We start from the raw sequence: 9024 nt of genomic DNA on the forward strand, positions 1-9024 counted from the left end.
TATGTTGGATAAAGGAAGTTTGCAATGAAATGTATAGTAGGTCTTGGAAACCCAGGTAAGAAATATGCAAAAACGCGTCATAACATCGGGTTTATGATTCTTGATGAGCTGGTCAAGCAAAATCATTGGTCCTTGGAACAGACGAAATTCCGGGGGATATATACAACAGAACATGTAAATGGTGAAAAAATACTATTGTTAAAACCTCAGACGTTTATGAATCTGTCTGGGGAATCTCTGGTTCAGTTTATGAATTTTTTCGATCTGGAAGCAGACGATATTCTCGTTGTGTATGATGATTTGGATCTTCCTCCCGGAAAGATACGTTTGCGTAAAAAAGGCGGACACGGCGGGCATAATGGCATCCGTAATATTATTGACCATTTAGGAACTAAGGAATTTAATCGTTTGCGAGTAGGGGTAGGACGGCCGGACGGCCCTGTTTCCGTTGTGGACTATGTTCTTGGAACGTTTGCTAAACAGGAACAGGAGGCCGTATCTGAAAGTATAGACACTGCTGTGAAAGCATGTGAAGCGTGGATGACCCAGCCTTTTAACGAAGTTATGAATGATTTTAACGCGACATAAATAATTAAGTCTTACCTTGTTTAGTATAAGCTTAATACAAGCCGGCAAAACTAATGACCATCAGCTTTGAAGGAGGATGGAAATGAAAATTCATTATTATTGCCGGCACTGTCAGCGTCAAGTAGGTGAATTAGATGCAAAGCATGTGGATGTATCTCAATTAGGTTTGGACTTATTAAACGAAGAAGATCATCAGCAAATGGTTCATATGCATGCTAACGGTGATTTAAATATTCGTACGATATGCGATTCATGTAAAGAGACCTTGGATCAACATCCACATTATCATGAGTTAGATTTTTTTATTCATTAAGTCAAGAGCGACCTTTTGAAGCGGTAGGCCTTGATGGTGGAGGAGTTCGTTATGCAAGGAATTAAAGATTACTTATATCCCCAGGATGATGTCCATTCAATCATAGAGGGCTTTGAATCAGGGATGAAGGAACAAATGGTTGCAGGATTGTCTGGAGCATCCCGGAGTTTAATGATCTCCTTGCTTAAGGAATCATTGGACCGTCCTGTTCTGCTTGTTACCCATCAATTAATTCAAGCCCAGCAGTTGTATGAGGACATGCAAGAACTGACCGAGGAGGGCCAGGTTCAATTATATCCCGTAAACGAACTGATCGCCTCTGAAATTGCGATTGCAAGTCCTGAATTAAGAAGTCAGAGAATTGAGGCCTTGAGCAACTGGCTGAAGCAAGATAAAGGGATTCTTATTGTCCCTGTAGCTGCTCTAAAACGCATCATGCCGCCAAAATCCTACTGGGAGCATAATCAGCTCCCTTTTCGTGTTGGGGAGGATATTGAGCTGAACACGTATTTGGAGCAGCTGGTAAGTATGGGGTATGAGCGTACAGAAATGGTAGCTACCCCTGGAGAGTTCTCCCTGCGCGGGGGAATTTTTGATATTTATCCGTTAACGGCAGAATTTCCATACCGGATTGAACTGTTTGATACGGAAGTAGATTCAATTCGGACGTTTGATTCGGAAACCCAGCGATCACACGATAAACTGAATGAAGTTACGGTAGGACCTGCGACGGAATTACTGCTGCATAAGGAAGACTTTACGAGGGCCTATCATCGCTTGGAAAATGCTCTCAGCCACTCCTTGAAAAAGTTGACGAAAGCGGATGCAAAAGAAACCTTGAACACCGTGATTGAGCAGGACCTGGACCGTTTGAAAGATCAGGAACGCTTTCAGGAGATGTATAAATACATTGGATATTTTTATGAAGAGTCTGTAAGTCTGCTAGACTATCTTCCTGAGAATGGATTAATGGTTCTGGACGAGATGAGCCGTATTCAAGAAACCGCTAACCGTCTTGATCAGGAAGAAGCGGAATGGCATCAAAGCTTATTAGAAGCAAACCAGACGGTCCGCGATTTGAATATTTCTTTTGATTGGCAGGACACATGGGCCAAGATGAAGCATCCTACCCTGTATATGTCCGTATTTATGCGTCATATTCCAAATACTCACCCTCAGAATGTAGTTAATATTTCAAGCCGTCAAATGCAGCAATTTCATGGGCAGATGAATTTATTAAAGAATGAAATGGAGCGGTGGGAGAAGCAGGATTATTCAGTTATTATTCTGGCTCCTGATCATAATCGCAGTGAAAAGATTCAGTCGGTGCTAGAGGATTATGATATGGAAGCTGTGATCTCTAAATCAGACGTTAAACTGCCTCTTGTGAAGCCGACAATTGTTATCGGGAATATCAGCAGCGGCTTTGAATGGCCTATGCATAAATTGGCCGTTCTCACCGAAAATGAACTGTTTAAAACCCGTACAGCCAAGCCCAAACGTAAGCAGAAGCTCTCCAATGCTGAACGCATCAAGAATTACCAGGAGCTTAAAGTGGGTGACTATATCGTCCACGCTAATCACGGGATTGGTAAATACTTAGGTATTGAAACACTTGAGATGAATGGCAATCATAAAGATTTTCTAATGGTTAATTATTCAGGTAACGATAAGCTTTATGTCCCGATCGACCAAATTGATCTTATTCAAAAATATGTGGGTTCTGAAGGGAAAGAGCCTAAAATATACAAGCTCGGTGGCAGTGAGTGGAATAAAGTCAAGCGTAAGGTCCAATCTTCAGTAGAGGATATCGCTGATGATCTAATTCAGCTTTACGCAGAGCGGGAAGCTTCTAAAGGTCACGCGTTCAGTAAGGATGGCGAAATGCAAAAAGATTTTGAGATCGCTTTTCCTTATGAGGAAACCGATGACCAGGTGCGTTGTATAGAAGAAATTAAGGAAGATATGGAACGTATTCGACCTATGGACCGCTTGCTATGTGGAGATGTCGGATATGGGAAAACGGAGGTAGCGATTCGCGCAGCCTTTAAAGCCATCTATGAAGGCAAGCAGGTGGCAATTCTTGTACCTACCACCATATTGGCTCAGCAGCATTATGAAACCCTTCAGGAACGCTTCCAAGGGTTTGGCATTAACCTGGGATTAATGAGCCGCTTCCGCACGCGCAAGCAGCAAAAAGAGACGACAGACAGACTCAGAAAAGGATTGGTGGATATTATCGTGGGCACCCACCGAATTCTTTCAAAAGATGTACAATTTAAAGATCTAGGGCTGCTCATTGTAGACGAAGAACAGAGGTTTGGCGTAAAACACAAAGAAAAAATCAAACAGCTGAAGCATAATGTAGATGTTCTCACATTAACAGCTACCCCAATTCCTCGAACACTTCATATGTCCATGCTCGGCGTCCGCGATTTATCGGTTATTGAAACACCGCCTGCGAACCGTTTTCCTATTCAAACGTATGTTCTTGAATATAATCCGATCTTCCTGCGGGAAGCGATTGAACGAGAAATGGCGCGCGGCGGGCAAGTCTTTTTCTTATTTAATCGAGTGGAAAATATCGAACGGATGGCTCAGGAAATCGCTGCACTTGTTCCCGAAGCTCGCGTAACATTCGCTCATGGCCAAATGAATGAAACGGAGCTTGAGAATGTTATGTTTTCCTTCTTGGAAGGGGAATATGATGTCCTTGTGAGTACCACCATTATCGAAACAGGAGTCGATATTCCGAATGTGAATACCCTTATAGTTTACGATGCGGATCGTATGGGCTTAAGCCAGCTTTATCAACTTCGTGGCCGCGTAGGCCGTTCGAATCGTGTGGCTTATGCTTACTTTACCTATCAACGGGATAAAGTACTGACGGAGGTAGCTGAAAAACGTCTCCAGGCTATTAAAGAATTTACCGAATTAGGATCAGGTTTTAAAATCGCCATGCGGGATCTCTCTATACGAGGAGCAGGAAATTTATTGGGATCTCAACAACACGGATTTATTGATTCCGTAGGGTTTGATATGTATTCTCAAATGCTGAAGGATGCGATTGAAGCGAAAAGACAAGGCAAAGAACCTGAAGCCGTGCAACCGTTCCAGCCAGAATTGGATATGATGATGGATGCATATATTCCTGGCACGTATATTCAGGATGAAAAGCAGAAGATTGATATGTATAAACAATTCCAGGCAGTGGAATCTGTAGAAGACGTGCATGATTTACGTGATGAATTGATTGATCGTTTTGGAGATTATCCGGAAGAAGTGGAGAACTTATTCAGAGCTACTTCCATTCGCCTCTTTGCTAAACAGGCACGGATTGAATCCATCACGGAGAAGAAAAGGAAACTCGAAATGGTCATGGATTCAGACCAAAGTCAGCTGATTGACGGAGCAAAGCTGTTTGAGTACGCCAATAAATATGGTCGTATCGTACAGTTGGGCACGGAAGATAACCAGTTAAAAGTCACCTTTAAATGGGATCGTCAACCGCAGGCTAAGCGGTATGAGATCGTCGAAGAGTTCTTAAGTCAGCTTCCATCCATGATTCGTGAAACGACCACAGCTTAATTAGAATAGAGGTCTTCCAAGCAGGAGGGCCTCTTTTTTATGCGATGATTCAGGAATGTTCAAGTTAAAATTTGCAAGAAAACGGAATTTTTATAAAAAAATCCATACCAAGGGTGTATAGGTTTTTTATGCTGTACCATACTATCCTTAATCACCCGCTTATTCTCCATGCGCTTCAAAAGGATAATAACAGGAATATCATCACAGAAAGGGAGGCAGCATAAGAATGAAAGCAACTGGTATTGTACGCCGTATTGATGATCTGGGGCGTGTGGTAATTCCAAAAGAAATTCGCCGCACGTTAAGGATTCGTGAAGGAGACCCTCTGGAGATTTTTGTGGACCGCGAAGGTGAGGTTATTTTAAAGAAATACTCGCCTATCAGTGAGCTTGGTGATTTTGCGAAGGAATATGCAGAAGCTCTTAGTGAAGCCTTAGAAGTCCCTGTAATGATTTGTGACCGAGATGAGTATATAGCCGTAGCTGGTGTAACGAAAAAAGATTACCTGAACCGATCCATCGGTTCGAAAATTGAGCAGGTGATGGACACAAGAACGATGAGTTATGAAAAACACCCAGCACCGATAGAGTTTACCCGCGGCCAAGAAGAAGATGTCATTTCTTATATCATTCATCCTATAATCGCCCAGGGAGATCCCATCGGTTGTGTAGCAGCTTTCAATAAAGAAGGTTCACCTATCGAAGAAGGATCAAATAAAGCAGTCCAAACAGCAGCCAATTTTTTAGCGAAGCAAATGGAATAGGTAAAGGGTCAGGTCCGTATAGGTAAAGGATCTGACCTTTTTGTATGATATAATGGATTCGTTTACTATCATACAAAGAAGAAAGGTATAACTATGGGCAATCATTCCTCCCCCTCTGTACTAAAGGGGGCATTTATATTAACGGTTGCTGGACTTCTGAGTAAAATACTTAGCGCAGGCTATCGAGTGCCTCTTCAAAATATAACTGGAGATTTGGGTTTTTATATTTATCAGCAAGTGTATCCAATTCTAGGGCTCGCTATTGTATTATCACTTTATGGATTTCCTGCAGCTATATCTAAGCTCGTTTCGGAAATCACAGAAGAAAAGCGTTCCCTTTCCGTACCTTCCTTCTATCTTCCTGTCTTTTGCTGGTTGATGGGGATATGCGGAAGTATTTTTATAGTAGGTTTTACACAGGCTCCATTGATAGCCGATGTAATGGGTGACGAAAAGCTTATTCCATCTTTAAGATCTGCTTTTTATGTGTTTTTAATCGTTCCTTTTGTTTCATTATTTCGCGGAGTTTTTCAGGGAAGCAATCAAATGAAACAGACAGCTGTTTCGCAGGTAATCGAACAGATCATACGGGTCACCATCATCATTTTGACAGCTGTTTTAGTGATGAAGCGGGGAAATATGTATGCCATTGGAATTGGAGCATCCGCTGCTTCATTTCTGGGAGCAGTGGGAGCTTTGATGGTACTGGCAGCTTATTTTAAGCATTCGCACAACTGGACTTTTAAACGTTGGTCTTCATCCTTTTCATACATAAAACCTATTTTCTTTTATGGTCTGTTTATCTGTTTTAATTACATGCTTTTATTGTCTTTTCAAATGGTTGATTCTTTAACCCTGATCCCAGGTCTGCGCCAGGCAGGGGTAGAATTGGAAACGGCTCGAATCTGGAAGGGGATTTTCGATCGCGGTCAGCCTCTGATTCAACTGGGGACGGTGCTTGCTTCTTCCGTCGCGTTAGCTGTCATTCCATCCGTTACGAGGACCCGTTTCGTGAAAAACCGGAAAGAAGTTGAAAGGTACGTGTTTGCCTCAACCAAATTCAGTTTAATCATCGCACTGGGGGCTGCCGTCGGATTAATCGTTTTATTCCCGTCTATTAACGCTTTGTTCTTCCAAGATACGGAAGGGACAGGACCTCTTAGAATATTAATGCTTGTGATAATTTTTAGTTCGGTCTCCATTACTACCTCTTCTGTACTTCAGGGACTCGGTTATGTGAGTCACACAGCAGTCATTGTCATAAGCGGGGTATTCATTAAATATCTTATGAACGCATGGCTGATTCCCGTGTACGAATTAAAGGGGGCCGCTTTTGCTACGATAATAGCTGCCGCTTTTGTTTTATTTGGAAATATCGTAATCTTAGGGAAAGATTACTCAATAAGAAAATGGGCAGGAATACCCTGGGTAGCTTTACTTGCTGCTTTAACAGGAATGGCAGGATTGCTGACAGCCGTCACCAGTATAGCTGGATACGACATTTTTGAGTCCAGCCGGCTGGGACTGTTGGCTTATACGTTAACATTAACAGCAGCAGGTGCCGGAGTATATTTCATACTACTTCTCCGACTAGGGGCCTTTTTCAGTTATGAAGTTAAAGTCCTGCCTTTTCATAAATGGTTGATTCGATTACTTCCGAAAGGGATGAAACAATGAATAGAATTACTGTCGTGGGGCTTGGAGCAGGCGATCTGAATCAATTGCCCCTTGGAATATATCGCTTGTTACAGAATGAAAACCAGGAGATTTTCGTCCGTACCTCTGATCACCCTGTGCTTCAGGAATTAAAGAAAGAAGGCCTGCATTTCGAAAGCTTTGACCACGTTTATGAAGAAAAAGCACAGTTTGAAGACGTATATAAAGAAATCGTCCGGCAGCTCATGGAAGCAGCAGAGCATCAGGATATGGTTTATGTGGTACCGGGACACCCGATGCTTGCGGAAAAAACGGTACAACTCCTCATTGAAAAGAGAAAACAAGGAAAGGTGGACCTTCACATAGAAGGAGGTCACAGTTATCTGGATGCTGCATTTTCATCACTGGAAATCGATCCAATTGAAGGCTTGCAGTTTTTAGATGCCACGGATTTGAAGCGGGAAGAGATTCAGTACCGCAACCATATCATTCTATGTCAGGTATCTGACGCTGGAGTGGCTTCTGAAGTGAAGTTGACGCTGCTTGAAGACTTACCCCCCGAATATCCAGTGACAGTGGTTACAGCAGCTGGCAGCAAGGAAGAGAAACTAGCTACGGTGCCTCTGGCAGACTTAGACCGGAGCATTAAGGTCAACAATTTAACCAGCGTGTATGTTCCTCCAGTAGAAAAACAAAAACTCAATCATCAATTTGGTCGTTTGAGGGAAATTATTCGTATCCTGCGTAGTCCGGAAGGCTGTCCATGGGATCGTAAGCAAACCCACGAATCGCTACGTAAATATTTGATAGAAGAAGCTTATGAATTCATCGATGCTGTTAACAGGCAGGATGATGAACATATGGTTGAGGAATTAGGGGATGTTCTTCTGCAAGTTATGCTTCACAGCCAAATTGGAGAAGATGAAGGATTTTTTACAGTGGATGACGTAATAGTATCGATAACAGAAAAAATGATTCGTCGTCATCCTCATGTATTCGATGAAGCAACAGCTGAAAGCGCTGAAGAGGTAGTTACCAATTGGGAGACGATTAAGATGGAAGAGAAAGGTACGAAACCAGTATCTATTCTAGAATCAGTACCTGCGAGTTTTCCGGGACTTTTACAGGCAGAGGAATTGCAAAAGAAAGCCGCTAAAGTTGGCTTTGACTGGGACTCTCCAGAACCTGTGGTTGAAAAAGTTAAAGAAGAGTGGGAAGAATTCCAGGAAGCACGTCTGAACAAAGATCAGGAAGAGATGGAGAAAGAATTTGGAGACTGGTTGTTTGCCATAGCGAATTTAGGCAGGCACTATGGAATAAATAGTGAAAATGCCCTGCAGCGTACGAATCAGAAGTTTAGAACCAGAATCTTCTCCATGGAGCAAACCGCGGAAATAGGCGGAAAGTCCTTAGCTGATTATGATTTAGACGAGCTGGAGCAATTATGGGTGGATGCTAAATTAAAGCATAAAGGAGCGGAATAATGATGCGCTTAGATAAATTTATGAAAATTTCCAGACTGATTAAAAGACGGACCCTGGCGAAGGAAATCGCCGATCAAGGCCGTATCAGTATTAATGGAAATCAAAGTAAAGCGTCAAGCAATGTAGACATTGGAGACGAGTTAACCATTCAGTTTGGTCAGAAGATTTTAACCATTGAGATTAAGTCGCTTAAGGAAAATGTAAATAAAAATGAAGCGGCGTCTCTATATGAAATCAAAAAAGAAGAACCAGTCAAATAATGAAACAACAAACCACTGCATACTCACGCAGTGGTTTATTGTTTTTTAGCTCGGAGAAACTTTTTGTTGAGTTTAAATTATAGGTTTATTCAACAATAGGGCCGGATAGTTGAAGGCTCAGTTTCGTGATATTGGTTCACCGTGAAGGTCCTCCAGGGGATGATTCGCTTTCCGCGGCCCTGCACGACGCAGGGTCGTTCGACGTTGCCACAGGAGGTGGCGGTCTTAGTCGAACATCCTTTGTGCTGAGCCTCTGGAATGTCAACACTTGATTGGACAACTTAATTAAGGTGGTAAGATTTGTATTCTACTGGACTTAAGTAGCCCAGAGTACTATGAGTTCGGATATTATTAAACCAATGCACATAATCA

The 9024-nt window shown here is 42.4% G+C and carries 8 protein-coding genes; 7 read left to right on the forward strand and 1 reads right to left on the reverse strand.

Annotated elements, in window-relative coordinates; translation table 11 throughout:
• The first annotated feature begins 24 nt into the window (after window positions 1-24).
• The 7 genes from pth to LCM11_RS20005 all read left to right on the forward strand — a co-directional run bounded on the left by pth (window position 25) and on the right by LCM11_RS20005 (window position 8652).
• Entirely contained in the window at window positions 25-588 is a 564-nt protein-coding gene (gene pth, locus LCM11_RS19975) for an aminoacyl-tRNA hydrolase (RefSeq protein WP_224895980.1), read from the forward strand.
• Between the two features lie 82 nt (window positions 589-670).
• Complete coding sequence (locus LCM11_RS19980) at window positions 671-901, forward strand: anti-sigma-F factor Fin family protein (protein WP_014641363.1); 231 nt, start codon at window positions 671-673, stop codon at window positions 899-901.
• Window positions 902-952: 51 nt separating this feature from the next.
• The gene (mfd, locus tag LCM11_RS19985) at window positions 953-4489 is read left to right on the forward strand and encodes a transcription-repair coupling factor (RefSeq protein ID WP_224895981.1); all 3537 of its coding nucleotides are present in this window, start codon (window positions 953-955) and stop codon (window positions 4487-4489) included.
• Window positions 4490-4715: 226 nt separating this feature from the next.
• Entirely contained in the window at window positions 4716-5252 is a 537-nt protein-coding gene (gene spoVT, locus LCM11_RS19990) for a stage V sporulation protein T (RefSeq protein WP_263622777.1), read from the forward strand.
• A gap of 93 nt (window positions 5253-5345) precedes the next feature.
• Window positions 5346-6929, forward strand: coding sequence for a polysaccharide biosynthesis protein (locus LCM11_RS19995; RefSeq protein WP_224895982.1), 1584 nt, complete (start codon window positions 5346-5348; stop codon window positions 6927-6929).
• The gene (gene mazG / locus LCM11_RS20000) at window positions 6926-8392 is read left to right on the forward strand and encodes a nucleoside triphosphate pyrophosphohydrolase (RefSeq protein WP_224895983.1); all 1467 of its coding nucleotides are present in this window, start codon (window positions 6926-6928) and stop codon (window positions 8390-8392) included. The genes LCM11_RS19995 and mazG overlap by 4 nt, the downstream gene beginning before the upstream one ends.
• 2 nt (window positions 8393-8394) lie before the next feature.
• Complete coding sequence (locus LCM11_RS20005; RefSeq protein ID WP_041601495.1) at window positions 8395-8652, forward strand: RNA-binding S4 domain-containing protein; 258 nt, start codon at window positions 8395-8397, stop codon at window positions 8650-8652.
• Between the two features lie 281 nt (window positions 8653-8933).
• Here LCM11_RS20005 and LCM11_RS20590 read toward each other — a convergent pair whose 3' ends face one another.
• Window positions 8934-9017 (reverse strand): IS3 family transposase, encoded by an 84-nt coding sequence (locus LCM11_RS20590; protein WP_224895450.1) that lies wholly within the window; start codon window positions 9015-9017, stop codon window positions 8934-8936.
• Between the last annotated feature and the right edge of the window lie 7 nt (window positions 9018-9024).

It is taken from the genome of Halobacillus halophilus, from assembly GCF_020171985.1.
In the GTDB taxonomy this organism is placed as follows: domain Bacteria; phylum Bacillota; class Bacilli; order Bacillales; family Halobacillaceae; genus Halobacillus; species Halobacillus halophilus_A.

Coding starts and splice junctions, on each gene's coding strand:
- pth (WP_224895980.1), top strand. CDS start 25: ATGAAATGTATAGTAGGTCTTGGAAACCCAGGTAAGAAATATGCAAAA.
- LCM11_RS19980 (WP_014641363.1), top strand. CDS start 671: ATGAAAATTCATTATTATTGCCGGCACTGTCAGCGTCAAGTAGGTGAA.
- mfd (WP_224895981.1), top strand. CDS start 953: ATGCAAGGAATTAAAGATTACTTATATCCCCAGGATGATGTCCATTCA.
- spoVT (WP_263622777.1), top strand. CDS start 4,716: ATGAAAGCAACTGGTATTGTACGCCGTATTGATGATCTGGGGCGTGTG.
- LCM11_RS19995 (WP_224895982.1), top strand. CDS start 5,346: ATGGGCAATCATTCCTCCCCCTCTGTACTAAAGGGGGCATTTATATTA.
- mazG (WP_224895983.1), top strand. CDS start 6,926: ATGAATAGAATTACTGTCGTGGGGCTTGGAGCAGGCGATCTGAATCAA.
- LCM11_RS20005 (WP_041601495.1), top strand. CDS start 8,395: ATGCGCTTAGATAAATTTATGAAAATTTCCAGACTGATTAAAAGACGG.